This window comes from Providencia sp. wls1914 (genome assembly GCF_009706645.1).
Lineage (GTDB): Bacteria > Pseudomonadota > Gammaproteobacteria > Enterobacterales > Enterobacteriaceae > Providencia > Providencia zhijiangensis.
In genome coordinates this window covers 144882-170410 of record NZ_WLUN01000005.1, presented here as the reverse complement: position 1 = coordinate 170410, position 25529 = coordinate 144882, and the positions used below count along the sequence as shown (strand labels likewise).

Annotated in this window: 19 protein-coding genes and 2 pseudogenes; 15 read left to right on the top strand and 6 right to left on the bottom strand. The window is 43.1% G+C overall.

From position 1 onward, the window contains the following. Nucleotides 1-67: 67 nt before the first annotated feature. The 13 genes and pseudogenes from GKR74_RS05285 to GKR74_RS05225 all read left to right on the top strand — a co-directional run bounded on the left by GKR74_RS05285 (nucleotide 68) and on the right by GKR74_RS05225 (nucleotide 13231). On the top strand, nucleotides 68-1138 hold the full coding sequence (locus tag GKR74_RS05285; protein WP_154602800.1) for a tartrate dehydrogenase: 1071 nt from the start codon (nucleotides 68-70) through the stop codon (nucleotides 1136-1138). Between the two features lie 185 nt (nucleotides 1139-1323). Further along, nucleotides 1324-2913: a peptide chain release factor 3 gene (prfC, locus tag GKR74_RS05280; protein ID WP_036950211.1), complete on the top strand. Its 1590-nt coding sequence runs from the start codon at nucleotides 1324-1326 to the stop codon at nucleotides 2911-2913. Between the two features lie 329 nt (nucleotides 2914-3242). After that, nucleotides 3243-3386: a Hok/Gef family protein gene (locus tag GKR74_RS05275; protein ID WP_154602799.1), complete on the top strand. Its 144-nt coding sequence runs from the start codon at nucleotides 3243-3245 to the stop codon at nucleotides 3384-3386. 267 nt (nucleotides 3387-3653) lie between these two features. Next, the gene (locus GKR74_RS05270) at nucleotides 3654-4067 is read left to right on the top strand and encodes a BON domain-containing protein (RefSeq protein ID WP_036950212.1); all 414 of its coding nucleotides are present in this window, start codon (nucleotides 3654-3656) and stop codon (nucleotides 4065-4067) included. Between the two features lie 142 nt (nucleotides 4068-4209). Next, nucleotides 4210-5289: pseudogene (locus tag GKR74_RS05265) on the top strand (patatin-like phospholipase family protein). Next, entirely contained in the window at nucleotides 5279-6064 is a 786-nt protein-coding gene (locus GKR74_RS05260; RefSeq protein ID WP_154602797.1) for a TatD family hydrolase, read from the top strand. The pseudogene GKR74_RS05265 and the gene GKR74_RS05260 overlap by 11 nt, the downstream one beginning before the upstream one ends. A 295-nt stretch (nucleotides 6065-6359) precedes the next feature. Next, nucleotides 6360-7655, top strand: a complete 1296-nt coding sequence (locus GKR74_RS05255) for a NupC/NupG family nucleoside CNT transporter (protein WP_154602796.1) — start codon at nucleotides 6360-6362, stop codon at nucleotides 7653-7655. Nucleotides 7656-8113: 458 nt separating this feature from the next. Next, entirely contained in the window at nucleotides 8114-8893 is a 780-nt protein-coding gene (deoC, locus tag GKR74_RS05250) for a deoxyribose-phosphate aldolase (RefSeq protein ID WP_154602795.1), read from the top strand. Between the two features lie 101 nt (nucleotides 8894-8994). After that, nucleotides 8995-10317, top strand: coding sequence for a thymidine phosphorylase (gene deoA / locus GKR74_RS05245; RefSeq protein ID WP_286272413.1), 1323 nt, complete (start codon nucleotides 8995-8997; stop codon nucleotides 10315-10317). Between the two features lie 80 nt (nucleotides 10318-10397). After that, nucleotides 10398-11621 carry a phosphopentomutase gene (gene deoB, locus GKR74_RS05240; RefSeq protein ID WP_154602794.1) on the top strand — a complete coding sequence of 408 codons (1224 nt, stop codon included), beginning with the start codon at nucleotides 10398-10400 and terminating at the stop codon, nucleotides 11619-11621. Between the two features lie 83 nt (nucleotides 11622-11704). Then, entirely contained in the window at nucleotides 11705-12421 is a 717-nt protein-coding gene (gene deoD / locus GKR74_RS05235) for a purine-nucleoside phosphorylase (protein WP_006657106.1), read from the top strand. 142 nt (nucleotides 12422-12563) lie between these two features. After that, nucleotides 12564-12857, top strand: a pseudogene (locus tag GKR74_RS05230) (type II toxin-antitoxin system HigB family toxin); the annotation flags it as partial. A 14-nt stretch (nucleotides 12858-12871) separates the two neighbouring features. Beyond that, on the top strand, nucleotides 12872-13231 hold the full coding sequence (locus GKR74_RS05225) for a helix-turn-helix domain-containing protein (protein ID WP_154602830.1): 360 nt from the start codon (nucleotides 12872-12874) through the stop codon (nucleotides 13229-13231). Between the two features lie 50 nt (nucleotides 13232-13281). Here the strand turns inward: GKR74_RS05225 and GKR74_RS05220 are convergent, their stop codons facing one another. Beyond that, on the bottom strand, nucleotides 13282-13782 hold the full coding sequence (locus tag GKR74_RS05220; RefSeq protein WP_181477989.1) for a GNAT family N-acetyltransferase: 501 nt from the start codon (nucleotides 13780-13782) through the stop codon (nucleotides 13282-13284). Between the two features lie 208 nt (nucleotides 13783-13990). Between GKR74_RS05220 and GKR74_RS05215 the strand changes: the two genes are divergently transcribed. Beyond that, a complete protein-coding gene (locus GKR74_RS05215; RefSeq protein ID WP_154602793.1) occupies nucleotides 13991-14761 on the top strand; it encodes a hypothetical protein in 771 nt (256 codons plus the stop codon). A 98-nt stretch (nucleotides 14762-14859) separates the two neighbouring features. Beyond that, complete coding sequence (locus GKR74_RS05210) at nucleotides 14860-16416, top strand: hypothetical protein (protein ID WP_154602792.1); 1557 nt, start codon at nucleotides 14860-14862, stop codon at nucleotides 16414-16416. A 79-nt stretch (nucleotides 16417-16495) separates the two neighbouring features. Here the strand turns inward: GKR74_RS05210 and GKR74_RS05205 are convergent, their stop codons facing one another. The 5 genes from GKR74_RS05205 to GKR74_RS05185 all read right to left on the bottom strand — a co-directional run bounded on the left by GKR74_RS05205 (nucleotide 16496) and on the right by GKR74_RS05185 (nucleotide 25458). Further along, a complete protein-coding gene (locus GKR74_RS05205; protein WP_154602791.1) occupies nucleotides 16496-19285 on the bottom strand; it encodes a M16 family metallopeptidase in 2790 nt (929 codons plus the stop codon). Continuing rightward, complete coding sequence (locus GKR74_RS05200; protein WP_154602790.1) at nucleotides 19275-20981, bottom strand: ABC transporter ATP-binding protein/permease; 1707 nt, start codon at nucleotides 20979-20981, stop codon at nucleotides 19275-19277. Before GKR74_RS05200 ends, GKR74_RS05205 begins: the two co-directional genes overlap by 11 nt. 46 nt (nucleotides 20982-21027) lie before the next feature. Further along, nucleotides 21028-23802, bottom strand: a complete 2775-nt coding sequence (locus tag GKR74_RS05195) for a secretin and TonB N-terminal domain-containing protein (RefSeq protein ID WP_154602789.1) — start codon at nucleotides 23800-23802, stop codon at nucleotides 21028-21030. A gap of 118 nt (nucleotides 23803-23920) precedes the next feature. Next, the gene (locus GKR74_RS05190) at nucleotides 23921-24922 is read right to left on the bottom strand and encodes a FecR family protein (RefSeq protein ID WP_154602788.1); all 1002 of its coding nucleotides are present in this window, start codon (nucleotides 24920-24922) and stop codon (nucleotides 23921-23923) included. Then, entirely contained in the window at nucleotides 24922-25458 is a 537-nt protein-coding gene (locus tag GKR74_RS05185) for an RNA polymerase sigma factor (RefSeq protein ID WP_154602787.1), read from the bottom strand. The genes GKR74_RS05190 and GKR74_RS05185 overlap by 1 nt, the downstream gene beginning before the upstream one ends. Nucleotides 25459-25529 lie beyond the last annotated feature (71 nt).

Genomic DNA, 25529 nt, shown 5'->3' with positions numbered 1-25529 from the left:
GCCTATACTTTATCACAGCAAGCCATAAACTGGAGAACATGCATAGATAATAATAAGGGCGTTGAAAATGGCACAATTCAATATAGCAGTCATTCCGGGTGATGGAATCGGAACGGAAGTGATCCCTGAAGGATTACGTGTTTTAGAGGCAGCAGCACAAAAGCACGGTGTAAAGCTTAACTTTACACACTTTGACTGGTCGTGTGAAACCTATCACCGTACAGGGCGCATGATGCCGGAAGATGGTTTAGAACAACTGAAAAAATTTGATGCTATTTTCTTAGGTGCAGTTGGGTTTCCTGGAGTTCCCGACCATATTTCCTTATGGGGTTTGTTACTACCAATTCGCCGTGCATTTAATCAATATGTGAATCTGCGCCCGGTTCGTTTATTTGAAGGGATTAAATGCCCGCTGGCGGATAAAAAACCGGGTGATATTGATTTTTATGTAGTGCGTGAAAACGTAGAGGGCGAATATTCTGCAATTGGCGGAATTCAGTATGAAGGGACGGAAGAAGAAATGGTGTCCCAGCAAAGTATTTTTACCCGTAAAGGGACTGACCGAATTTTAAAATATGCTTTCGAACTTGCCCGCTCTCGCGATAAAAAACATTTAAGTTCAGCCACGAAATCCAATGGATTATTTCACTCAATGCCGTATTGGGATAGCCGTGTGACTGAAATGGCAAAACAGTATCCAGATGTGAAAGTTGACCAATTCCACATTGATATTTTTGCGGCTAACTTAGTGAGAATGCCGGAATTTTATGATGTGATTGTGGGATCAAACTTATTTGGGGATATTTTGTCAGATCTTGGGCCCGCATGTACGGGGACGATTGCAATTGCACCGTCCGCGAATATCAACCCTGAAAAACAGTTCCCATCGATGTTTGAACCTGTGCATGGTTCCGCACCGGATATTGCTGGGAAAAATATTGCCAACCCAATTGGAACTATCTGGGCGGCCGCGATGATGATGCAGCATCTCGGTTGCCAAGAAATGCACGATACGATTATGTCAGCGGTTGAAACGACGATTCGAGAACGTCGTCACTTGACTCGCGATATGGGCGGAAACGCCAGCACACAAGAATTGGGGCTGGAAATTGCTCAGTTAGTGGCTGCGTCGGTGTAAGTTTATTGGGCTCCATCCTGTGGGTGGAGCGCCTAACATTTCAGGCTCTGATTGTTTATAACCCCAAGATCTGCGAAAATAACCGCCAATTACGATTAACAATACGGATTTGCTGCGCTTAGAGCCACCTCGAGCCTCTTCCTGATGCCCATACAAATCTGGATATAGACGAAAAGAACGGTTAAATGACAGATCAGAATTTTCTCCATGAAGTTAGCACCCGTAGAACGTTTGCTATCATTTCTCACCCCGATGCCGGTAAAACCACGATCACTGAAAAAGTATTACTTTTCGGACACGCAATTCAACGTGCGGGAACGGTAAAAGGTCGCGGTTCTAACCAGCATGCCAAATCAGACTGGATGGAAATGGAAAAGCAGCGTGGTATCTCAATCACCACCTCTGTGATGCAATTTCCCTATAATGATTGCTTAGTGAACCTGTTAGATACCCCAGGGCACGAAGACTTCTCGGAAGATACTTATCGTACATTAACCGCCGTTGACTGCTGCTTAATGGTTATCGACTCCGGTAAAGGGGTTGAGGATCGTACCCGTAAGCTGATGGAAGTTACTCGCCTACGCGATACGCCAATTCTGACCTTTATGAACAAATTGGACCGTGATATTCGCGACCCAATGGAGCTGTTAGATGAAGTGGAAAATGAGCTGAAAATTGCTTGTTGCCCAATCACATGGCCAATTGGCTGCGGTAAGTTATTCAAAGGTGTTTACCACTTACTGCGTGACGAAACCATTTTGTATCAAACAGGTCAAGGTCATACAATTCAAGAAGTCCGCATCGTTAAAGGGTTAAATAACCCTGAATTAGACGCGGCCGTTGGTGATGAATTAGCTTCTCAGCTTCGCGAAGAACTGGAGTTAGTTCAAGGGGCTTCCCATGAATTTGACCACGATGCATTCTTAGCGGGTGAACTGACCCCTGTATTCTTCGGTACTGCATTGGGTAACTTCGGTGTGGATCATATGCTTGATGGTCTCGTTGAGTGGGCGCCTGCACCGCAAGCACGTAAAACAGATGTGCGTGAAGTGGAAGCGACTGAAGAGAAATTTACAGGCTTTGTGTTCAAAATTCAGGCGAACATGGATCCAAAACACCGTGACCGTGTTGCCTTTATGCGTATCGTCTCGGGTACCTATGAAAAAGGGATGAAACTGCGCCAAGTTCGCATTAAGAAAGACGTGGTGATTTCTGATGCACTGACCTTTATGGCGGGTGACCGTTCTCAAGTTGAGAATGCCTATGCAGGGGATATCATCGGTCTGCATAACCACGGAACTATCCAGATTGGGGATACTTTTACCCAAGGTGAAGAGCTGAAATTTACAGGGATCCCGAACTTTGCGCCTGAATTATTCCGTCGTATTCGTCTGCGTGATCCGCTGAAGCAGAAGCAGCTACTGAAAGGCTTGGTGCAGTTATCCGAAGAAGGGGCTGTGCAGGTTTTCCGTCCATTAATCAATAATGACTTGATTGTGGGGGCGGTAGGGGTGCTCCAGTTTGACGTGGTCGTTTCTCGCTTGAAGAGTGAATATAACGTTGAAGCAATTTATGAAGCGGTTAACGTTTCTACCGCTCGCTGGGTTGAATGCGATGATGTGAAGAAATTCGAAGAATTTAAGCGCAAAAATGAGCAGAACTTAGCTTTAGATGGCGGTGACAATTTATCTTACATTGCGCCGACAATGGTTAATTTGAACTTAACCAGCGAACGTTATCCTGAAGTGAGATTCCGCAAAACGCGCGAACACTAATTATTATCCCTAATTAGTATATAGATATATCGAAATGGTCAACTGAGTTGGCCATTTTTGTTATTTATCCTATTAATTATCAATATTTTCAATGTAATAACTAATTGAATCGATATTTTTTCGCGATGAGCATGCTGCTATGATGGCGGTGGGTGCTTGGATCATTTTGGTTCAAGCAAATTATTGGTTTAAATAAACAATTGGTTTAAGTGAACAATAAGTTGTGAGACCAAAAAGACGAAAGCCCCGAGTTCCATTAATAGTAACTCGAGGCAGTCTCCAACCCAACAATTGGATTCTGTCTCCTTTTTATACAGGAGTCAAGAGGAATGACCAAGTTTGCTCTTATCGGGCTAATGACCGTGTGCGCCACGGTGTTGTGTCTTTCACTGTTGCTGCGAGACCGACTTTGTTCGGTTAACGTGGTGAGTGGAAACACAATGGTTCAAGCTACTCTGTTATGCGGTGAGTAGTCTGGTGGGGGAGCGATCCCCCACATTTCTCTCTGATTGTGGGTTAGATGATACAGGCACCCTTTTTCTGTTTTTTTCATTGAGAGATATTAGACAGTTATTTCTTAATTTCTTATTTAAATCATCCAATTAAGAGTATTTATCTCAAAAGTGAAAATTACCTTGAGTCATACTCTTGAAGATGAGTTATTTGACTTTATTTTTATCTACTTTTTACTTAGGCTATGACATTGTTAGTTTATTAATCATACCAAGAGGAAGGTTCCAATGAAAAAGATCGCCGTTTTACGTTCTTTAGGTGTCATTGGGTTGAGCTGGGCACTTTTTGCTTGTAGTTCATCATCTGATAGCGCCTTGAAAAAACAAGCTTCAGAAACTTGGGACAGCGCAGCTAAAACTGTTGAAATGGCAGGCAAAGATACAGGTAATGCCATCTCAAGTGGTGTGAAAAGTACCGATACCTATATCGATGATTCTTCCATTACTGCGGATATTAAAAGCAAACTCTTAGGTACCAGTGGGCTCCCAAGTAATAGCGTGTCAGTAAAAACCGTTCAAGGTGTGGTTTACCTCTCTGGTTTTCTCAAATCTAGCGAGCAGATAAATCAAGTTGTGCAGATTGCATCGACCGCGAAAGGGGTAAAATCAGTACAGAATGGTTTAGTTCTGACGAACAAATAATTTCTTTTAAATGAGCTTTCAGCCGAAAGCTCATTTTGCTATTTGCTCTTCCTGAGAAAAACAGTTTAATGAGAATCATTTGTTTTAATCTGATTTATTGTGAGATTGTTTAGAAACACGTCAATATAGAGAAAGGGTTACTATGGGAAAGCATGTTCCAGTCACTTTAGGCACGATTGAGCCACTCGCGTTTTCTGATGAAATTAACGGAAGAAAAACTGCCCTTATCTGCGAAGGTGGCGGTCAGCGTGGTATTTTTACGGCCGGTGTATTGGATGAATTTCTGATAGAAAACTTTAACCCTTTTGATTTGATGATAGGGACGTCTGCGGGCGCCCAAAATTTATCCGCTTATATTTGTGGTCAAGCCGGATATGCCCGCCGAGTGATTACTCGCTATACCACGAATCTTAATTTTTTTAACCCACTGCGATTTATTCGTGGCGGGAACTTAATTGACCTTGATTGGTTGATTGAAACGACGGCGAAAGAGTTTCCACTTAATATGGATGCAGGGCTTGAATTGTTAGATTCTGGCCGTGAATTCTATATGGGAGCCAGTCGTAGCGATGATTTTTCCGCTGCATTTTTGCAGCCAGATGCGGATTCTTGGTTGGATATCATTCGTGCTTCCAGCGCCATTCCAGGATTCTATCGAACTGGCGTAGAATATAGCGGCGTGCGATACCACGATGGAGGGATAAGCGCCGCGATTCCTGTTGAGGAAGCTTATCGGCGCGGAGCGGATACAATTGTTGTGATCCGCACTGTACCTTCTCAAATGTACTTTACGCCTGAATGGGTAAAACGCATGACCCGCTGGCTTGAAGGTGATAATTCGGCGCTGCAACGCATGGCAGCCATGCTAAAAGTTCACTTGAAGAGTTATCGAAAAACGCAGGAATTCATCGAAAATCCACCCGATGGCGTGCAGATTTTTGAAATATACCCACCGACACCACTGAAAAGCAGTGCTTTAGGCAGTAAAATTAGTGCCTTAAATCAAGATTACCATGTCGGACGACGCTGTGGGCGTTACTTTATTGCGGCATTAGCTCAACAGTTTGCGAGTAATGATGCTGATTTCAGTCGATTTTCTAAGAACACCAATTCATTAGAATTGATGCATAGGGAAGATTTGCGAGAGTCTTTATTAGCAGGAAAGACGGCCGAGGCAGCAAGTGCTAGCGCCCTGCAAGGCAATCCTGCTCATGAGTGATAATATTCAATTTATCGATACTCACTGTCATTTTGATTTTCCCCCGTTCAGTGAGGCACTTACAGAAAGCCTAGAAACCGCGAAGCAAGGTGGAATTACGGATATTATTATTCCTGCGGTGAGTCAGGATAACTTTCAGCGCATCTGGAATTTAGCCCATGAGTATTCTCAACTCCACGCAGCAATGGGATTTCACCCTCTATATTTAAGCCAGTTTCAAGAATCACATTTTGAAAAATTGACGGGTTTTCTGATGCGAAAAAGCCAGAAATGCGTGGCGGTAGGGGAGATTGGGCTTGATCTCTATATGGAAGATCCTCAATTTGAAAGGCAGCAAATATTGCTTCAGCGCCAGTTGAAGTTAGCTAAGCAGTTTGACTTACCCGTTATTTTGCATTCACGAAAAACTCATGACCAATTGGTTGCGATGTTACGTCGCTACGAAGTCCCTGCACGTGGTGTAGTGCATGGTTTTGCTGGCAGCCTTTCTCAAGCCGAAAGTTTTGTGAAACTGGGGTATTACATTGGCGTCGGAGGGACAATTACTTATGAGCGCGCGAATAAAACTCGCCAAGTGATGGCTCAACTCCCGCTAAGTTGTCTTGTGTTTGAAACAGATGCACCGGATATGCCTGTATCCGGTTTTCAAGGTGAACCTAATCGACCAGAGCGTATTCAGTGGGTATTTCAGTCTTTGTGTGAGCTGCGCCACGAATCTCCGGATGAAATAGCACAACAACTTTACAACAATAGCCGGACGTTATTTAATCTAATTTAGATTATAATTAGCCGATTAATAATTATTTCTTAAGTATTTTATGTATTTATCCGAGTAAATCCATTCAGCTTTTTATCTCTTCGACTATCGCATTAGTGCCTTTCCAGACGAAACCGATCCTCTATTGTGATTCTCGTCACAATATTTGAATTTATGTTACTTATTGCACTTTGGATTTGTGATGAATGTTGGGGGTTATTAATGATGACTGGTTATAATCATCGAACTAAGATTCGTGGAATCTTGCGAGTTTCTTTATACATTAACCTAGAATTAAGTGAACAGGGATACTTCCATGCAACTCATTTTGAGTATTGTTGGGATGGCGGTGCTTATTGCGATAGCCGTTCTCTTCTCCAGCAATCGTCGCGCAATTAGACTTCGTACAGTCGGCGGTGCTTTTTTAATCCAAGTCGCTATCGGCGCATTCGTTCTTTACTCCCCTGCGGGACGTAGCGTTTTACAAGGCATGTCTGACGGCGTTTCTAAAGTTATCGGTTACGGTCAAGACGGGATGAGCTTCATCTTCGGTGGTCTAGTTTCCGATAAAATGTTTGAATTATTTGGCGGCGGCGGTTTTATCTTTGCTTTCCGTGTATTACCTATCATCGTCTTCTTCTCATCTCTGATTGCCGTTCTGTATTACCTCGGCATCATGCAACTGGTCATCAAAATTCTAGGTGGTGGTCTGCAAAAAGTACTGGGAACTTCAAGAACCGAATCACTGTCTGCAACCGCAAACATTTTCGTTGGTCAAACGGAAGCGCCTCTGGTTGTTCGCCCTTATATTTCTACCATGACTAACTCTGAACTGTTTGCCATCATGTGTGGTGGTTTAGCGTCTGTAGCGGGTTCAGTATTAGCGGGTTATGCGCAAATGGGTGTTCCAATGGAATATCTGATTGCGGCATCCTTCATGGCGGCGCCGGGTGGATTACTATTTGCTAAGCTAATGGTTCCTGAAACTGAAGTTGCTAAAGATAATGTTGATGCTAAAGATTTAGTGGCAGAAGAAGATCGCCCAGCTAACATCATCGATGCAGCCGCATCTGGCGCAGCATCCGGTATGCAACTGGCTCTGAACGTAGGTGCAATGTTACTGGCATTCATCGCATTAATTGCGTTAATTAACGGTATTTTAAGTGGTGTGGGTGGCTGGTTTGACTATCCGCAATTATCCCTTGAATTACTACTAGGTTGGGTATTTGCCCCAATCGCATACCTGATCGGTGTGCCGTGGAGCGAAGCAACAATTGCTGGCTCTTTCATCGGTCAAAAAGTGGTTGTGAACGAATTCGTTGCTTTCATGAACTTCGGTGAATATATGAAAGCAGATGCGGATGTGATTGCGGCGGGCAAACAAGTTCTGTCTGATCATACTAAAGCAATTATTTCCTTCGCACTGTGTGGTTTCGCGAACTTATCTTCTGTGGCAATTTTGCTGGGTGGCTTAGGTGGAATGGCACCAAATCGCCGTAGTGATGTAGCTCGTTTAGGTATGAAAGCCGTTATGGCGGGTACACTCTCTAACTTAATGAGTGCAACGATTGCTGGCTTCTTCTTAACATTAGCCGCAATGACCGCAATGTAATCCCCCTGTTTGCAGCGGAAAGGCGATTTGTCTTTCCGCTGTCATTTTCTTCTGCGATATTCTTTTTCTGGTTTTTATCGTAACTCTTACTTTTTCAACTATTCTTAACGTAATCAATTTAAGACGAGAAGGTTGCAGCCTGTATAATGGCTGATAAAGAGTGAGCAATTGCTTGTGAAATTGTGATATCGTTCACGAATATATATTTAATAATGTAACGTTCAGTCGATAAATGTGATTTGTAGCGCATAAAATACCCCAGTTACGTGGTCAAATAGGTAACAGTAAGTTGCCACGGAACTGATAGTTCATAGAGTCAACTGGCTCTAGGGCATCGTGCGGTGAGATGGATCTCAGCTGCTGAGTTTGGAAAACCTAACTAGCATCTTTATGGAACAAGCCCGCTCGCCAACAAAGAACGTATCGTTCTGAAAGAATTAACATCGTTGGAGAGTTATATGACTGATTTAAAAGCAGCAGCGCAACGCGCACTGACCCTGATGGATTTAACCACGTTAAATGACGACGACACTGACGCAAAAGTGATCGCCTTATGTCATCAGGCAAAAAGCCCAGCAGGTCATACCGCTGCTATCTGTATTTATCCTCGTTTTATTCCTATTGCACGTAAAACCTTACGTGACCAAGGAACACCAGATATCCGCATTGCGACCGTCACCAACTTCCCACATGGTAATGATGATATTGAGATTGCTTTAGCTGAAACTAAAGCTGCCATTGCTTATGGTGCGGATGAAGTTGACGTTGTATTCCCATACCGTGCACTGATGGCTGGTAATGAAAAAATCGGTTTCGATTTAGTGAAAGCGTGCAAAGACGCTTGCGCAGCCGCAAATGTATTACTGAAAGTGATCATTGAAACTGGCGAACTAAAAGATGCCGCATTAATTCGTAAAGCGTCTGAAATTTCAATCAATGCAGGTGCTGATTTTATTAAGACATCCACGGGTAAAGTGCCTGTGAATGCCACTTTAGAAAGCGCAGAAATCATGATGCAAGTCATCCATGATATGGGCGTTGCGAAAAGTGTTGGTTTCAAACCTGCTGGCGGCGTTCGTACCGCTGAAGAAGCAGCACAATATTTAGCCTTAGCAAGCAAAATCTTAGGCGATAACTGGGCTGATGCTCGCCATTTCCGTTTTGGTGCATCTAGCTTATTAGCGAATTTATTAAATACACTGGGATTTGACGTTAAAAAATCCTCTAGCAGCTATTAATAATCGCAATTATTAGTGACATCAGACTGTTGCCCTACCTGACTTGGGCAACAGCCGTGACTATTTAGCCGAAGAATTCGATGTGAATTAAGGAGCCTATTGTGTTTCTCGCTCAAGAAATTATTCGTAAAAAACGTGACGGCAAACCATTAAGCGAAGAAGAGATCCGCTTCTTCATCAATGGGGTGCGTGATAACACGGTTTCTGAAGGTCAGATTGCAGCCCTAGCAATGACCATCTATTTCAATGATATGACAACCCCAGAGCGTGTCGCGCTAACGCTAGCGATGCGTGATTCAGGTACCGTATTAAATTGGAAATCACTGAATCTTAATGGTCCACTCGTGGATAAACACTCCACAGGCGGTGTGGGGGATGTGACTTCACTTATGTTAGGGCCTATGGTTGCTGCATGTGGTGGCTATGTTCCGATGATTTCCGGTCGCGGCTTAGGTCACACCGGTGGAACCCTTGATAAGCTCGAAGCTATCCCTGGGTTTGATATTTTCCCTGATGATGAACGTTTCCGCGACATTATCAAAAATGTCGGCGTGGCGATTATTGGTCAAACCAACTCACTAGCGCCGGCTGACAAGCGTTTCTATGCGACTCGTGATATCACGGCAACCGTGGATTCTATTCCGCTTATCACCGCTTCTATCTTAGGCAAAAAATTAGCCGAAGGGTTAGATGCGTTAGTGATGGACGTTAAAGTAGGTTCGGGTGCATTTATGCCAACCTACGAAAAATCAGAGCAACTGGCTGAGTCCATCGTGCAAGTTGCCAATGGTGCAGGCTGCAATACTACCGCGCTGTTAACTGATATGAACGAAGTACTAGCATCCAGTGCAGGTAATGCTGTTGAAGTTCGTGAAGCTGTACAGTTCCTGACGGGCGAATACCGTAACCCACGTTTGTTCGAAGTCACCATGGCGCTGTGTGTGGAAATGCTTGTTTCAGGTAAATTGGCGTCGGATCGTGACGATGCACGTCAGAAATTACAAGCGGTGCTGGATAACGGTAAAGCGGCTGAAGTGTTTGGTCGTATGGTCGCTGCACAAAAAGGGCCGAAAGATTTTGTTGAAAATTACAGCAAATATCTGCCAACTGCCGTCCTCAGCAAAGCCGTTTACGCACCACAAGCGGGCATTATCACACAAATGGACACACGAGCACTGGGTATGTCTGTGGTAACGTTAGGGGGTGGTCGTCGTAAAGCTACTGATCCTATCGATTACAGTGTTGGTTTAAGTGATATCGCAGCATTAGGTAGCAAAGTTGATACCCAAACTCCACTTGCGATCATTCATGCCAATAGCGAAAAATCATGGGAAGAGGCGGCGAAAGAAGTTCGCGCTGCTATGATTATTGGGGATAAAGCCCCAGAAGCGACACCAATGGTCTATCGTCAAATTAGTGAATAAACCGATATCCGCATTTTTCACAGAAGGGTGCGGGTTAGATGACGCGATGAACAGATAAGCTGTATCGCAGGAGAATAAATATGAAACGCACATTTATCATGGTACTGGATTCCTTCGGGATCGGCGCTGCAGGTGATGCCCACAAATTCGGCGACGAAGGTTCGAACACTCTGGGTCATATCGCAGACGCTTGTGCTCGCGGGGAAGCAGACAAAGGCCGTAAAGGTCCATTACACCTGCCTAACTTAACAAAATTAGGTTTAGGAAAAGCAGGGGAAGAATCAAGCGGAAAATTCCCTGCGGGTCTGGATCCAAATGCAGAAATTATCGGTGCATATGGTTATGCGAGCGAGTTATCTTCAGGTAAAGACACGCCGTCTGGTCACTGGGAAATTGCGGGCGTTCCTGTTCTATTCGATTGGGGCTATTTCGAAAAACACGAAAATAGTTTCCCACAAGAATTGCTGGATACACTGGTAGAAAAAGCCAACTTACCGGGTTACTTAGGTAACTGCCATTCATCGGGTACGGTCATTCTGGACCAACTGGGTGAAGAGCACATGAAAACGGGCAAACCAATTTTCTACACCTCTGCGGACTCTGTATTCCAAATCGCGTGCCATGAAGAGACTTACGGCTTAGACAAATTGTATGAGCTGTGTGAAATTGCCCGTGAAGAGTTAACCAAAGGCGGTTACAACATCGGCCGTGTGATTGCGCGTCCATTTGTTGGCGACAAAGCGGGTAACTTTGAGCGTACGGGTAACCGCCATGACTTAGCCGTTGAGCCACCGGCGCCAACCGTACTGCAAAAATTAGTGGAAGAAAAACAAGGTGAAGTGGTGTCTATCGGTAAGATTGCCGATATCTACGCTCACGTTGGTATTACCAAAAAAATCAAAGCAACGGGCATCAACGCGCTGTTTGACGCAACCTTAGAAGAGATGAAAATTGCGGGTGACGACACTATCGTTTTCACTAACTTTGTCGATTTTGACTCAGCATACGGTCACCGTCGTGATGTTGCCGGTTATGCCGCTGCATTAGAGTTATTCGATAGCCGCTTACCTGAAATGCTGAAACTGGTTAAAGAAGATGACATTCTGATCTTAACCGCTGACCACGGTTGCGACCCAACTTGGCCGGGTACAGACCACACTCGTGAACATATCCCAGTGCTGGTGTACGGACCAAAAGTTAAACCAGGTTCTTTAGGTCACCGTGAAACGTTCGCGGATATTGGCCAGACAGTCGCGAACTATTTTGATTTATCACCAATGGAATACGGTAAGCCGATGTTTTAAGCTTGCGACAAGGTGATTTGAAAATAAGGCAGGAAACTGCCTTATTTATTGTGCACAATTTTAATGATTAAAAGGGAATACGAATGGCTACTCCACATATTAATGCAGAAATGGGTGATTTCGCAGACGTCGTACTGATGCCGGGTGATCCACTGCGCGCGAAGTACATTGCAGAAACTTTCCTTCAAGATGTTCGCCAAGTGAATAATGTACGCGGTATGTTAGGTTTCACAGGAACTTATAAAGGTCGTAAAATTTCCGTTATGGGTCATGGAATGGGTATTCCTTCATGCTCCATCTATGCAAAAGAGCTGATCACTGATTTTGGCGTTAAAACGCTGATCCGTGTTGGTTCATGTGGTGCAGTAATGGATGACGTGAAACTGCGTGACGTGGTTATCGGTATGGGCGCATGTACTGATTCTAAAGTGAACCGTCAGCGTTTTAAAGACCATGACTTTGCAGCAATTGCAGATTATGACTTAGTGCATAACGCGGTTGAAGCGGCAAAAGCACGTAACGTAAACGTTCGTGTTGGTAACCTGTTCTCTGCGGATCTGTTCTATTCTCCAGACCCGGACATGTTTAAAGTGATGGAAAAATACGGCATCCTCGGCGTGGAAATGGAAGCCGCAGGTATCTACGGTGTTGCTGCTGAGTTTGGTGCTCGCGCACTGACTATCTGTACTGTTTCTGATCATATCAAAACTGGCGAACAAACTACGTCAGAAGAGCGTCAAACCACGTTCAATGAAATGATTGAAATCGCACTGGATTCAGTTCTGTTAGGCGATAAATAATCGTTGATTAGAACTCTAGTCTGAATATAAAAATGCCACTTTCGAGTGGCATTTTTTTTGGTAATGAGATGGTGATTTATTGTTAGTCCCAAAATAGGATATTGATTTGACATTATCCCAATATGGGACTATAAATGCAGGTATGAAAATCATATCCATTAAAACTCTGAAAGATTTTTGGGTTAAATACCCTGAAACGGAGCAGCCACTGAAAGCTTGGGTTGATGAAGCGGTAAAAGCTGCATGGAAAACACCTGCTGATATAAAAGGAATGTACCGAAACGCCAGTATTTTAAAAAATAAGCGTGTGGTTTTTAATATAAAAGGAAACTGTTACCGATTGATCGTAGCGATTGCATATCAGCGTGGATGGATATTTGTGAAGTTCATAGGAACTCATGAACAATATGATGAAATTGACGCAGAAACGGTGGAGTTACTGTCATGATTATGCAAATTAAACCCATCAGAACGGAACAAGACTATGAGGCGGCATTAAAAGTGGTCTCTCCAATGTTTGATAACGAACCTGAGCTAAATACTCCTGAAGGGGACTATTTTGAAGTGATGTGCCTCTTGATTGAAGAGTATGAAAAGAGACACTATCCCATTGAAGCGCCTGATCCTATTGAAGCGATTAAATTCCGAATGGAGCAGCAAGGCTTAACCGTTAAAGATTTAGAAGCTGCGATTGGAAAGTCTAATCGAGTTTACGAGATTTTAAATAGAAAGCGAAAGTTAACTCTACCAATGATCCGGCGATTACATTGCCAATTTGGGATCCCATTACGCAGCTTAGTCGGTGTTTAATGGACTTAAAAATGCCACTTTCGAGTGGCATTTTTGATTTATAAATCTGCTTAAATTTTCGATTTAATTCTGCTCATCACGATCGCATCCACATACTCACCATCACGAAAAGCATAATCGCGCAAAATCCCCTCTTGCTTGAAACCAAATTTTTCATACAGACCTAAGCCGCTACCATTAGAGGCAAAGACTTCTAATTCAATGCGGTGAACATTTAGCCAATTGTCACAGTAATCCACCATAACTTGCATTAATTCCGAACCAATTCCTTTGCCTTGATAAGCCTGACTAACTGTAATGCCGAAACTCGCCACATGTCGGCGGCGTATTTGAGCTGGTTGATGTACGACAAGTAGCCCGACCACGGCATCATCAAGTGTGGCGACAAATTGAGTCACCAGCGGATCATTGGCCCCCAGTCTGGCTTCCCACGTTTTCTCTGTGGGATAGGGCAGCTGCAAAGTGTTGGCATAAGCGGAGTAATCAGCGTGCATTTGTGTGATAGCGTGGACATCGTCCAAGGTGGCTCTACGTATTATTACGTTGTTCACAAAATTTTCCTTTTATTATCGTTTTTTAGAAGAATATTAATCACATTAAAAGCAATGTATGTCAACGAAGTAAATAGCTTATCTCCATAGATTAATATGGAAAATATCAAATTTTATATTGGAAATATATAAGTGGCGATATTTGATATCGTAGATAAATTGAAGGATATATTATTATTTTCATTTCATTTAAATTAAGGAAGCGAGTATGTCTATTATTAAAATGGGTTCAGTTGAAAAGAACAATAATATGTTCATAAATAATGATGTTCAGAAAAAATCTGGATTCAAGAATACATTGAATTTAACGATTGGATGCTTTATTTCATCTGTTCAAAATAAGCTTGATTCAATCAATGAAATGGTATGCCGAAAAAAAATCATTAGAAGCTGCCATTCAGTTGTTGAAGCCATTGATCTTAAATCAGCAAATAATGATGTTTCAAAAAAATCACTAAGAAAAATCGAACGTAAAATTATAGAGATTAATAAGAATAATTCTTTCTTAGATAGTGTGGATATTAAAGAGGCGATTAAATCTAAAACGAAAAGTGCTAATGAACCCGTACGTGAGAAAATTAGTGCGATGCTTGATCGTAAATTTGGTATTGATATTTATCGTAGTGAAGAAAAATCTTCTTCTATGGTAAAACCCGAAAAAAATTTTACTGATGTACAAGTTTTACATAGAACTGTAAATTCAGATATGGACCATGTTGAGTTTTTAAACTCCGTAAAAAATCACCAAATGATATTGATGGAAAAAAAAGAGAATCGAATTAATAAAGATAGCTATATTCTTCCAAAGATAGAGGAAGTTGATATGGAAGAAGATAATGAAAATAGCTTTTTAAGTTTAAAAAAGGATACAGAGGAAATAACTGAAGCACTTTCTAAGTTAAAAATGGAATTTAAAAATAGAGAAAATGAATTGAGTTTACGCGATGCTTATAAAGTTAATAAACATTCATTTAAATAAAACAATTTAACTATTTCCAATAGGGCTTATTTCTTAATTAATATCAAGAATAAGCTCTTTTTTTAAATCTAAACTAATTTATACAAAAAGGAATGTAGATGAAACTTTTTCAAAATCAATCTCAAGCTGCTACGTTAATGGACTCTTCATTGAATGGTATGGTCATGGCAATAACCAAAAATCCCAAGGTTTTTGAAGGTAAAAGCGATATTATCATCGATAAGATTAAAGCAGCCAAAAACAATGGCAAGGATGGCTGGGAAGAAATAACTAAAGCATGGGGGATTGTTGCAAACGGAGAAGCGAAAAGAAAAATTGATAAGTATTTTAAAGAAGCCTTGAAGGTTGTGAATGGCACGGAAAATGAATATTTAAAAGTGGGTGTAAAATCAGAACCGAAAAGCGAAATTTTATCAAATAAACTTGCCGAAGCCCCTTCTTCAGACGAAAAAAAAACAAAGCCACATCGTATGATGGAAAAAATTGAGAGCAAACTTACTCAGTTTAAATCAGATGTAAAATCAGAAATAAAAAGTAAATTGGACTTAATTAAGATAAAAGAAATACATAAAAGTGAGGCTAGTTTAGAGGTGAAAAAAAACTGTTACGGTAGTTTTGATGAATTAATAGATAACTTGAAAAGTGGAGCGAGCTTATCCGAACAAGATTTGAGTTATATAAAGGTTTTAATGAGCTATATTAGAACGAAAAAATCCATTGATGGGAAGGATCAGGTAAGAACAGAAATGGAAAATTTTTTCATGGGTATTATTGGCGCATTACACCATGATTTTGATAAAAAAACGGTTCTTAACCTTTTTCAAGAGCAGCGATTTTTATCAATATATAAATCCTATTATCGGACAATGTCTTACTCTATCTTATCTCTGCTTGAGAAGCATCATTTCCCTAAGGAAATTACAGCGGAAATCAAAAAACATATTATGACCTATTCAAATGAAAACTTAGATAAGCTTCAATCTGATAAGGTCAATTACATGGCTTCTATAAGAAATATCAAAGAGATAAAAAGTACTTCTGGATTTGATGCTTTTAACTCGATTGATAGTGTGAAAAAAACTACGCTGATTAAAAAAATTCTTTCTGATAATGAATTTACAGGTGAAAAAGGCGCGCGTTTAACCACATTGAGTCATGATGTAAAAGATGGGCGCATTATTGAATTTATCAAAGAGGAAATGAATTCAGACATTGAATCATTACAATCTGAATGTGATGCTAAACACGCTGAAGAAAAAATCGTATATGATAAGTATATTAAAGAAAAAAATGAGGTTATAGATACTGGGATTAATAGAATTAAATCAATGCTAGTAATGAAATCAATACGTAAAAGCATTGTAGACTCAGTGATTAACATCATTCAGAAAAAAAGAAGTAGCACTAAGATAGACATTTTCTCCTCTAAAATTGATTTAGTTATCAACATGCTTCAGTGTAAGAGAATCAAGATTAATAAAATCGCTAACGATATTGAATACTATCTGAATATTTCAACGGATAAATTACTATCAGAGATTGAAATAGCGAAATCTAAAAAACCATCATTTAAAGAGCGCGTATTTTCATTATTTAATGACTTAAATAATCGAGTGTTAAATTTTTTCTATAACGTAAAGCAATCCTTTAAATAAGGGCGTAGTTAATGTTGCTACGGAAACCAACAGCTTGATAAATAAAGCTGTTGGTTTCTTCTATGTCATGCTACGGCAGTTATGGCGTCATCATAAATACTTTTTGATTTTGCCCTAAGTATTTACCAGCTAACTGATTTATCTGCGGAAGTGTTAGAGACTCAATCACTGCTCGTTCCTGGGTCAGACGTTGATATTGCCCATCATCCGCCGCAACTTGTGCGAGAGCTTCAGTCCAATAGCTTGAACTATCAGTTACTTGGGCATTTTCAGTGAGCCAAATATTTTTGGCTTCCGTTAACTCTTTTTCCGTCACACCCGTTTGGCGCAGCTGCGCAACAGTATTGTGCGCTAAAGTTACCATTTCTGAAGCACGTTCTGGCGCGGTGGTGAAATTTAAGCGTCCGGTGTAATACGGCTGTGGTTTTTTCGCTAACATTTGCGAGAAGCTTAGGGCATAGATGCCGCTGGCTTTTTCACGCAATTCACTACGCAGACGTTGGCTAACAATGGTATCAATCAGTTGCAGAGCCAGCTGATCTTGCTGAGACCACTGCGCTGGTGCAGCGAACTGAATGCTTATCATGCTCTTATCGCTGCTACTGATCGGATATTGCTGATTAAAGCTCGTCATATTCGGCATGATCCCTTGGTTGCGCCATGCCAGTTTGCCATCATGGGCAGGCAACGTCGCAACCCACTGCTCCAGTAGTGGTTTTAGCTCGCGGGCATTCATCGCGCCGGTGATCACCAATGTCATATCTGATGTGGAGGTGAGTAATTGACGGTTGGCTTGTTGAAGCTGCTGAGCGGTAAAGGTTTTCCAAGCTCCTTCAGGGGAGATCACTAACAGCTCGCCATGTTGGTAACTTTGCTGATTAATATGGTCGAGGAATGTACGCTCTACGGGCATTTTCGATAAGTTCAGTGCGAAAGCCTGCTTCTGCTGCTCGAGTTTCTCTCCACTAAATTGCGGTGCGGTCAGTTTTAAATTCAGTAACTGCAACGCGGTTTCGAGATTATCAACGGGAGTTTTACCTCGATAACCGTGGTTGAGCAGCTCGCTATAAGGGCGAACGCTAACCTGATTTTGTTTGGCTAATAACGCCAAATCACGGGCGCTGTAATTGCCATAACCGCTACTTTCTGGCAGCTTCATTGCCCAATCGGTCAAGCCTGCGGTTTGCAGGGTTTCAAGGGAACGACCACCCGGTAGCTGTAAGTTAAACTGAATATCATCTTTGAGATTTTTATCCGTTTTAACAATCACTTTGATGCCATTACTGAGTGTCCACTGTTCCGTTTTTTCGATAGGAAGTGACGTTTGTTCGGTAATTGTGCCTTTTGCTACAACGGGTAATTTCAGGCTAATGGCTTGAGAACGCAGCGTGAATGGCCCCGGCTGTGTTTGGCGAATACGTTGCCACTGTTCATTGAAGGTTTGTTTGTTCACCGCCTTTTCATCGGTATCAGGGCCAATCAGCGCTAAGCGTGGGGATGCGACCTGTAAAAGGCTAGCCACATGACGCTGTAAATCTTGAGGCTGGATATTTTGGGTTAATTGGTAGCTATTATCCAACTGCTGGCGTTTGTTCCACATCGGCATCTCATATTCGAGTGCGGTGGTCAGTTGTCCTGCTAAGTATTCATTACTGTAACGTTGCTCGGAACCCGCTTGTTGGCTCAGTTTCTTCAGCATGCCTTGTTTAGCGCTATCCAGCTCTTGCTGCGTCACAGGTTCGGTCGCTAGACGTTGCAGTTCGGTAAACAGAATTTCGGTCGCGCCCGCATAATCATTACCTTTTGGATGGATAATCATTAGCTGCTGAAGGCGTTGGTTATCTAGCATTGCCCCTTGTTCATTAATACTAATGGACGGCAAAATACCATTATCCACCATCACGGAAAAACGTTGATTCAAGATGGTTAACCATAAATTATCCATCAGATCGTCGGTTTGACCTTGGCGAGTATTCAGCGGTGCGGAGACATTTTTTTGCAGTGAAAACTGCACGTAGCGTGCACCTTGTTCTTTATCAAATACCCCTTGAACAAGCATATTGTTGGAATCGGCAAAGCGCTTCCATTCTGGAGAATCTTGGGAAATTTTTTCCGGCTTCGGTAACGCAAATAACGTTTTTACTTCATCACGTACGGTTGATGCGCTGAAGTCCCCAATAATCAATAAGCTCATACGCTGAGGCTGATACCACGTCTTGTAGTAGGCCTTGGCTTGTTCAATAGGAGCTTGGCGAACCACATCAAGGGAGCCAATAGGGTTACGCTCTGCGTAGCGGCTACCGTGGTAACGCAATTTTTCGAGGCTGTCATTGATGCGATAGCCCATGCCCTGACGCAAGCGCCACTCTTCAATAATGACGGGGCGCTCTTTTTCAAATGCCTCGGTATCGAAGGTCATATTTGCCGCCCAATCCGCCATTACTTGTAATCCTGTGCTGATTTGCGCTGGCGTGGCATTTGGCAATGATAATTTATATAGAGTGCTGTTGATGCTGGTGATCGCATTAACGTGGCTACCGAGTTTCAGTCCTTGCTGTTCTAACTGTTTAAAGCCGGTGGTACCCGGAAAATGTTGGGTGCCCTTAAAAGCCATATGCTCAGTAAAGTGAGCTAAACCGAGCTGTTGCTCAGTCTCTTGCAATGAACCCGCATTGACCAATAAGCGCAGCTCAACGCCTGGTTGGTTGCGCTGAAGCAAGTATACTTGCAGCCCATTATCGAGTTGATAATGTTGCAGATCTTGGCGTACTGGCAGCAGTGTTTGCTCGCCAGATTGTCGAGGCGTGCTGTTAACACAGCCTCCTAAAAGGGCTGCAACGACGGCGGCTAATGTAATTTTACGAAGCATATTCTGGGGCTCCTGTCATAAATGGCGTATTTTGCGTTGTTTCAGATAAACGCAGATGCTTGTCAGCTAATTGGTCAATAAAGCCTTGGTGGCTAACCAAAATGATGCTACTGGCGGGGAGCTGGGCTTTTAGCATGTTCAGTAAAGCGAGTGCACTCGGCTCATCAAGAGCGGAGGTCATTTCATCCAGTAGCATTAACTTCGGTCGATTCAGAAGCAGTCGCGCAAACATAATGCGTTGCTGTTCACCACCCGAAAGTCGGTTATTCCAATCGGTTTCCAAAGCCAGTTGTGAATGAAGTTTTTCCAACCCAACAAGGGTTAGCGCATATTTCAGATCCGAGGCTGTAAATTGGCTGGCATCTTGTGGGTAAGCCAGTAAGTTATCTAAACGGCTTATTGGCAAATAGAGTCGCTGCGGGATCCACATGACGTTATCCGTGCGTGTAATTTTGCCGTCAAAGAATGGCCAATGACCGCTTAATGTGCGCAGTAACGTGGATTTACCAATACCAGAACGACCGGAGATCAACATCAGCTCACCGCTATTGATGCTAAGATCAACGGTGCTCAGTAGTGGGCGATGATCTGCCGTAAACAAGCTTACATTTGCTGTTAACGGTAGGCTATCTTCGTTGATAGTGGCTTCTGGGGTTTTATCGTTTTCTAATAACACCACAAAGTTATACAGACGCGCGACAGTGGCTTGCCATGCCGCAATCTCTTTATAGGCAAAAATAAACCAGCCCAATGAAGTCGCTACACTGGTGAAGGCTTGGCGTAACTGCATTAATCCGCCCAGCATAATCTCACCCGCTAAAAACTTAGGTAATGCCAGCAACACAGGGGCAAGGGCGGTCACTTGCTGATAGCCGACGGTATAAAACGATAAATTACGTTCACAGCGGATCAACTGGTTCCAGTTACGGATAATTTCGCTAAAGCGGGTCATCAGCTCTTTACGGTCTTGTGGTTCACCCCGTTGCCCTGCGATGGCATCCCCGTGTTGGCGGCAATTGATTAACGAGCTACGGTAATCCGCTTCACGGCGCTGTTTATCCATATGCAGGCGGCGCAGTGGGAAACCAATCAGTTGGGTTAGCGCGATCCCGATGATAGTGTAAATAATACAGGCCCAGAACATATAGCCCGGAATGGTCCAATCGCTGTCGGCGAAATTAAATGAAAGGCTTCCTGAAAGCGTCCACAAAATCGCGGCAAATGAAATCAATGTCAGCATTGAATGCAGGAAAGTCACTAACAGATTCAGCGTTGATTCAATCAGTAAGCGAATATCTTCCGCAATACGTTGGTCGGGGTTATCGGGCTCTTGGGATGCGAGCCTCAGCATATAGTGTTTGCTGTTGCCGGAAAGCCAGCGACCAAGTACTTGCTCAGTCATGCCTTTGCGCCAACGGATAATCAGCATTTGCTTGAGGTAGGTCCCCATCACCACCACAAAAATCAGCCCACTGACTAAAATCACAAAATATTGCAGCAGACCATACAGTGCTTGTCCGTCCAGCTTTTGCAGGGCGTTATAGAAATCCCCGTTCCACATATTCATTTTGACATTGAACCAGACGGAAGAAAGGGTAAGCCCTAATGAGGCAAACAGCAGCACCCAGCACAAAAAGGCAGCACGCTGCCCCCAAAAAGGTTTAACTAAATAGAGAAATTGTTTAATGGTCTTCATGACTCGATTTCTTGGTTATGTGTTTGACATTGCTCACGGCTATCATTTAGAGATCGTAATTCACTTGCAGCCAGAACTGACGACCCGGATCGTAAGATTTGATAGTGCGGTCATTGAACATAAAGCGGTCTGCAATATTTTTGTTATTCAGTACGTTATTCACTTCAACCGAGAATCCAAAGCCATAAGCAAAGTCAGGTTTCCAGCCTAGGCGGGTATCCCATGTGTATTTGCTCGCGAAGTTTTGCTTGGTGTATTTGCGTAACTGACCATATTCAGGATCGGTGTAGTAAGCGTTGTCATAACGAACCGCTTGGTCACGAGAACCCCACCATTGCAGGCGGTTGTACCATGTGACGTCATACTCATCCCAAACACTGGTCATCTCTAGGTTAAGCTTAATCGGCGAGTTAAAGCTGGTGGATGGCAGTTTTGATGAATCAATCACTTTGCCGTCGTACCACACTTTGTTGAGGTTAACTTTGTTACCCGGATCGAATGAGTTATAGCCAGAGTCTTTTGGTGTATTACTTTCGCTTTGCTGCCATGTGAACGAGGCGGTCATAACATGAGATGCCTCTGCCCATTCCCACGGTTGGCTATTGTTAACGGATAATGTCACGGTATCGTGAGAACTGCGCCCACCGTTGTCGTACATACGGATGCTACGTTTATCTTCATCGCGGCTGTCGTATTTGGTGCGGGTACGAACTTCGTCATAACCTTCACGGTGAACATACTGTAAGCGCCAAGTGGTCGATAAGATTTCTTGTTGCAGCGCGAGGGTTAACTCATCGTTATAAGGGGTTTTAAGAGAATCGATCCCTTCGTAGTCTTTTTTGTTGTCCCACTTATTATTTTCAGGGATAAGTGAACATGGGTCGAAATATCCTGCACAGGTTTGCATGCCACCATTTTGTGCTCCATACAGAGCATAAGTGAGCATTGAACGGCCGTAATAGCGGTTTGCACCGGCAATCAACAGTGTTTTCTTATCACCAAATAAGTCGTAGGTACCTGAAATTCGAGGGGCAACGTTGGTGCGATTAACAAAGTCATCGCGATCAAGACGAACGCCGGGACGTAAGGTTAATTTTCCGTATTGAATATTGTCATCAAGGAAGATGGCGTAATTGGTGTAGTCCGCGGAGTAGCTGCCTTTTTTGAAGCGGCTGATATTCGTTAGGGTCCCAGAGTAGTCATCCCCCATAAGATTTCCAGAGTAGGTATATTGGAAATAATCATGGTCACGGACATAAGTCCCTTTGGTGTAATTGACTTCAGCCCCTGCGGTTGGTTGGTGAGTTAACCCTAAGCTATCTTCTTGCGGATTAAAACGCATGACCGTTTTCAGGCTATGGGTATTTTGTTTCGACTCTAAATCCCCTAGTCCTCCACTATTACGTTCCGTGGTGCCAAGGTAGTTGTAGTCATCATCGAATTCGATTGCTCGAACCATTAACGAATATTTTTGATCGTTTTTACGATCATCTTTCAAGCTTTGAGTATTGGCGGTCGCTTCAAATTGACCTAAATCGAATTGATGTTTGAAGACAGCGGTCAAGCCTAACCCATCATGGGTTGAGTCATAGCCAGAATTACTGATTGATGAAGAAAATAAGCGACTATCATAAGAGGCGTAATTGGCTGATAAATCTAATGAGCTCTTCTCTGATAAATTCATCGAATACTTCAAGAAGTAGTTATCGGAGGTACGGCGCTGATTTTTTTTACCCGAGTCTGAGTAGATAGGCTCAATTGTATTATTCTCTAAAACAAAGGCTTCGCCACCCGTCACCGTCATCGGAATCGTCGAGCTACGGCGAGATGCGGAGAACACCACGCCTGAATTTTCTGTCACGCCCAACTCAAACCAGCCACCAAAATCATTTTTATCGTAGCGATTCTGGAAGCGAGCTGGGTTAGCGGTATCGTTCTTGGTGGTATCGATAGATTGAGTCGAATCGTGGAACAGATTATTCCAGCCAGAACGAGTTAAGCGATAATACGCGTGGGCGCTATTTTCACCTTGCCAACGACGGCTGTTGACCTCAACGGTTCCTCCCGTAAATCCACCAAACTCCACTGGGATGTTGTTATCATAAACGGCCATGCTATCAATCAAGCGGCTGTCGATGTAAATCCCTTGGTCGCTGCTGCTCAGTCGCGTGGAGGTTTCACCTAAGCCACTGTCGGCAGGGTCAAAGTCATTGTTGAAGCTCACGCCATCAAGGCGATAGGCGTTCTGGTAGCTACTGGAACCATGAATAGAAATACGAGAAGGCTTAATTTCCCCTTGATTCATGGAGTTGCTATCGTTATTCGCAAACTGCACGGCAGGGTTAGTTTTCATTAAATCGGTAATATTGCCGTCACCGGTATTTTTTTGGCTGATCTCTTCTGAGGTGACGTATTGCGGCGCAGACATGACATCCATGGCAGGGTGATTTTGTACCACTCCCGACACTTGAGTTTCCGGTAAAACTAGCGTGCCTTGGTTTAAGTTTTGAGGACGAATAACCAGCATGCCGTTTTCGTTGACTAGCTCTAACCCGCTACCAATAAGAATTTTTTGTAATGCGGTTTGTGGGGTATAGCGGCCAGAAAGGGCGGGCGCGCGCAGCCCGCTGAGCTGGCTTTTATCATACAGCAGTGAAACCTGACCTTGGCGACTGATTTGATCAATAGCGCTCGCAAGACCTTGTTCGGGTAACGAGAAAGTGATTTCTTGGGCGATAGCAGATTGGCTGACTAACGCACTGGTGACCGCCAGTGACAGCGCAATCGGCTTGAATCGACCGAGTGTGAATTGAATTGCCATGGATATCCCTTATTCTTAAGCTGCACGAAAAATGTGCTAAAAAGTATTCAATAAAAATGAAGCTACTTAAGAAGAGGGTGAAATGAGAATTATCCTCACCTGCAAATGAAAATATTTTTTATTTATTTTTTTTGTTTTGGATAATCAAAAGGTTATTTTTATCCTGATACACGACTTGCACAGGAAGGAGTGAGGGAAGTGCCTGAAAAAAGGTATCTGGCTGTTGAAGGTTGATGCGTCCAGATATTTTCCGGTTGGCTAAATTGCTCGGAGAGAGTTCAACCTGAAAGTCGGAATAGGTTTTTAATTCAGACAGAACTTCGCCAAGAGGCTTATCCACAAAGCTGAGCTCACCAAAACGCCATCTTGCCACCTCTTGCGGGGTGACTGAATTGAGTGCGATTTTGCCATTAATACTCGGGCTCAGCGCCCCTTGTCCAGCAAGCAGTAATACGGGTTTTGGGCTGTTGACGCTTTGAAAGCTCACAATGCCTTGGCTAACATTGACCGCGACTTGCTCGCCTTTTTTATTCACTTCAAATTCCGTTCCCACCACTTGAATACGTCGCTGATCCACGTTGATCACAAACGGGCGATACGGGTTGGATTTCACTTTAAAGTAAGCGGAACCTTGGTCTAAATAGAGCTGGCGGATTGGTGTTTCATAAGCGACTCGAATACGGGTATCGCGATTGAGAAACAGCTGAGAGCCATCTGACAGCGTCACCTCTTTGGTGGAGTCAGTGGAAACTAGCGTCATGTTATTGAGCAACATGGAGGGAAGCTGACTGTATGGCAAAAACAAAACGGCAGCGATAAAACAGGCGGCAACCAGATGACCGAGAGGCTTCCAAAACGATGAAAAACCGAATTTTGAAGCTGTTTGTTTGATAGGTGCTGGGCGCGGAACTTTTTCAATATCTTGCCAAATTCCGGCTATCGCTTCATAGGCATCTGCATGGGCTTTGGATGCACGTAACCAGATTTTAAACTCTTGAGATTGCTGGTCACTGAGCTGCTGGCTATGCACGCGGGTAAACCACAGCGCCGCGTCTTCGTCGATGCGTTGTTGCTCGACTGACGAGGTATTTTCTGGCTGCTGGGTTTGGTTATTTTCCATTACGGATGATTGCTCTGATCGTCTAAATATTTTTTACAATGCACTAATGCCGCTGCAATATGTTTTTCCACCATACTGATCGAAATTTCCATACGCTCTGCAATCTCACTTTGAGATAAGCCATCAAAGCGATACAGCAAAAAGGCTTCTCTGCGCCGAGGAGGCAAAAGATCAATCGCCTCGCCAAGTCGCGCAATTCGCTGTTGGTGCTCTAAAATTTCGCTAGGATCGGCGGTGGTTTGCTCAAAACTTTGCTCATGCACCACGTCATCAATCGAGGTATGGGACTGACTCTGTTGATGATTCCGTCGCCAATGGTCAATTAACACATTGCTAGCGATTTTAAACAGATAAGCACGGTTCTCCTTCACAGGATCCTGCGCTTTACGGTTTAGCCATAGTGTAAACACATCCTGTGATAAATCATCCGCATCGTTACTATTACCTAGTCGACTGCGGAAAAATCGCACAAGCTGACCATAGGTTGATTGATATGCTCCGCTGATTTTGCGGGCAAGGGATTTATCGATAGTCATTTTCTGGTGTCAAAAGTGAAAATAGTTTAATAATTAGCTCAAATTGACTTTATAAATTAAATCAATACCTT

Excerpts from the sequence above, each read along its gene's own strand:
- GKR74_RS05270 (WP_036950212.1), top strand. The coding sequence starts at position 3,654 with ATGAAAAAGATCGCCGTTTTACGTTCTTTAGGTGTCATTGGGTTGAGC.
- GKR74_RS05260 (WP_154602797.1), top strand. The coding sequence starts at position 5,279 with ATGAGTGATAATATTCAATTTATCGATACTCACTGTCATTTTGATTTT.
- GKR74_RS05210 (WP_154602792.1), top strand. The coding sequence starts at position 14,860 with ATGAAACTTTTTCAAAATCAATCTCAAGCTGCTACGTTAATGGACTCT.
- deoC (WP_154602795.1), top strand. The coding sequence starts at position 8,114 with ATGACTGATTTAAAAGCAGCAGCGCAACGCGCACTGACCCTGATGGAT.
- GKR74_RS05285 (WP_154602800.1), top strand. The coding sequence starts at position 68 with ATGGCACAATTCAATATAGCAGTCATTCCGGGTGATGGAATCGGAACG.
- GKR74_RS05205 (WP_154602791.1), bottom strand. The coding sequence starts at position 19,285 with ATGCTTCGTAAAATTACATTAGCCGCCGTCGTTGCAGCCCTTTTAGGA.
- GKR74_RS05200 (WP_154602790.1), bottom strand. The coding sequence starts at position 20,981 with ATGAAGACCATTAAACAATTTCTCTATTTAGTTAAACCTTTTTGGGGG.
- prfC (WP_036950211.1), top strand. The coding sequence starts at position 1,324 with ATGACAGATCAGAATTTTCTCCATGAAGTTAGCACCCGTAGAACGTTT.
- GKR74_RS05185 (WP_154602787.1), bottom strand. The coding sequence starts at position 25,458 with ATGACTATCGATAAATCCCTTGCCCGCAAAATCAGCGGAGCATATCAA.
- deoB (WP_154602794.1), top strand. The coding sequence starts at position 10,398 with ATGAAACGCACATTTATCATGGTACTGGATTCCTTCGGGATCGGCGCT.
- GKR74_RS05225 (WP_154602830.1), top strand. The coding sequence starts at position 12,872 with ATGCAAATTAAACCCATCAGAACGGAACAAGACTATGAGGCGGCATTA.
- deoD (WP_006657106.1), top strand. The coding sequence starts at position 11,705 with ATGGCTACTCCACATATTAATGCAGAAATGGGTGATTTCGCAGACGTC.
- GKR74_RS05215 (WP_154602793.1), top strand. The coding sequence starts at position 13,991 with ATGTCTATTATTAAAATGGGTTCAGTTGAAAAGAACAATAATATGTTC.
- GKR74_RS05255 (WP_154602796.1), top strand. The coding sequence starts at position 6,360 with ATGCAACTCATTTTGAGTATTGTTGGGATGGCGGTGCTTATTGCGATA.
- GKR74_RS05190 (WP_154602788.1), bottom strand. The coding sequence starts at position 24,922 with ATGGAAAATAACCAAACCCAGCAGCCAGAAAATACCTCGTCAGTCGAG.
- GKR74_RS05195 (WP_154602789.1), bottom strand. The coding sequence starts at position 23,802 with ATGGCAATTCAATTCACACTCGGTCGATTCAAGCCGATTGCGCTGTCA.
- GKR74_RS05275 (WP_154602799.1), top strand. The coding sequence starts at position 3,243 with ATGACCAAGTTTGCTCTTATCGGGCTAATGACCGTGTGCGCCACGGTG.